Genomic DNA, 2,192 nt, shown 5'->3' with positions numbered 1-2,192 from the left:
CGACATTAATGTCATCGGCGACTTGTCCTATATTACACCTCTATATAATAATAGTCAATATTAATCTTTCATTTTTTAAAAAAAGATGAAAAAGACTCTCATACCCCCTCTTTATTCCTCATACATATCAGTAAAATAACTGAAAGGAGTGTAGAACTTGTTCGATCCTTCTTTATTAAACACCATAAGCGCCCATTCAAGAAGCCCACACTATCATAGGAAGTTTCCCATCATTCTATTTTGGAGTCAAAAAAGCGGTTGCACTTCTCTTGCCAATTGGTTCTTTTACCAGATTGATTTATTGCAAACAGCTCTAAGTTATAGTCCTTTCATTCATAATTATGAATATGATATATACAAAAGTACACCTGCTTATAGTGTACGACTAGGAGTAGCGTTGCGAGAAAAACAAAAAGAAACGTTTAAACTTGTTCGTAACCCTTATAGGAGAGCAGTCAGTTCTTTCGTATCCTTAATTGGACCTCCTTATATGGAAAATCCCGAATGGAAACCCATCCGAAAGTTTTTATATCAAGATGAAAATTCCCCCAAAGGGATCTCATTTAAACAATTTCTATACTATCTATTTATGAAAGGGGCTCACGCAAGTGATATTAACCCACATTTCACACAACAATATATAGCTGGTGAAGAAGAATATGTCACCAATTATATATACTTAGAAAACTTTGATCAGGAAATGAAAGAATTAGAAAAGCGTTTCGAATTAAAAAACGCACCAATAAATGAGTTCTCAACATCATGGCATCATCAAACTCCCGCCATGATTTATAAAGGGAATTTTAGCGAAGGCGATATTACTGATCCTTTATTTCCCCGTCATCCAACTTTTGAAAGCTTTTATGATACTGAATGTATACAACTTGTTCAAACAATATTTCAAAATGATTTCGACACATATAAATACAGCAAAGAATATCCATACTAATTTTAGTTTATTATCTTTGCTAAATAAAAAAGATACCTCATATATAAGGTATCTTTTTTACATGTCAATTATATAAATCATACTGTTTAACAGTCTCTATTCTTCACCTTATTACCTTTTAATAGATTACATAACTTTTGCTTATCCGCCCATCCTACTCCGATTAAAACTAAACTTGCTCCCATTATTACTCTCCATGTCAGAGATTCATTTAATAGAATAATTGAAGTAACAATACTTATTAATGGTAATGCATTTAAGTATAATCCGCTTACTGATGCTGAAACTCTCTCTAGCGCTTTATTCCAAAACCAATACGCTAAAATTGTTGCTCCAATAACAAGGTATATTACACTAAGTCCCGTTTTCCAAGTTTCAATCTTTGGTAAACCGTAATAAAGAATTTCTACCAGTGCAAATGGTAATAGAATAACAGCTCCAATAATTAAAGTTAATGTTGTAAAAACCTCGTTTGATAAATACTGTTCTTGTTTTGGTCGTTTTAGCAAAACCGTGTAGAAAGCAAATAGAAAAGTACTTAATAATATCAGTATATCTCCTATTAAAGACACTTCTTGATCAGCACTTTTAGATGGAATCGTAATAAAGAGTACTCCTATAGCACCCAATATAATTCCTATCCAATAATTCAATCGAATTTTCTCTTTCAAGAAGATTGCTGAAAAAAGAATTGTAACTAATGGTAATGCAGCATCTATGATACTAACATGTAATCCACTTGTTAAAGAAATACCGTACGATGTGAACATAAAATACCCAGCTACACCGGTAAAAGCTAACAAACTCATTCTTTTCCATGGAACTTTTTTATGTACAACTGATTTTTGTAGTTGCTTAAATGAAAATAGCATACAAATTCCACCTGCAAAGAAAAGACGAATAAACAACAAAGTAAACGGCTGAATAGATTCTAACGCCCATTTTGTTGGCGCAATAGCTGTCCCCCATAATATAACAGCCACTAATAACATGCATATTTCTTTCATAATCCCCCACACCCATCAAAAATATATGTTAACTACCTTAATTATAGATTTTTTCTTATGTAAAATCCTTTAAAAACACAAAAGGTTATGCAAAAAGAGCTAGATTGCTACTTTTTGCATAACCTTTTTATATAAGATCACAAACATTCTTTTATATCTCGACTATACCCTTATAAAAGGTAATTCTTACCTTTATATTTTAAGTAATAAAAATAAACACAAAAAAACCTAAGTCG

The 2,192-nt window shown here is 31.7% G+C and carries 2 protein-coding genes; one reads left to right on the top strand and one right to left on the bottom strand.

Going from position 1 to position 2,192, the window contains the following annotated elements; translation table 11 throughout:
• Window positions 1-157: 157 nt before the first annotated feature.
• Window positions 158-949 carry a sulfotransferase family 2 domain-containing protein gene (locus OXT04_RS29435; RefSeq protein WP_000460203.1) on the top strand — a complete coding sequence of 264 codons (792 nt, stop codon included), beginning with the start codon at window positions 158-160 and terminating at the stop codon, window positions 947-949.
• Window positions 950-1,035: 86 nt separating this feature from the next.
• On the opposite strand, the gene OXT04_RS29430 is transcribed toward OXT04_RS29435, so the two are convergent.
• Complete coding sequence (locus tag OXT04_RS29430) at window positions 1,036-1,956, bottom strand: DMT family transporter (RefSeq protein WP_064531749.1); 921 nt, start codon at window positions 1,954-1,956, stop codon at window positions 1,036-1,038.
• Window positions 1,957-2,192 lie beyond the last annotated feature (236 nt).

The sequence above is a fragment of the Bacillus sp. GC_Bacil_1 genome (assembly GCF_026540675.1).
GTDB classification, from domain to species: domain Bacteria; phylum Bacillota; class Bacilli; order Bacillales; family Bacillaceae_G; genus Bacillus_A; species Bacillus_A cereus.
This window is presented reverse-complemented; position numbering and strand designations above follow the sequence as displayed.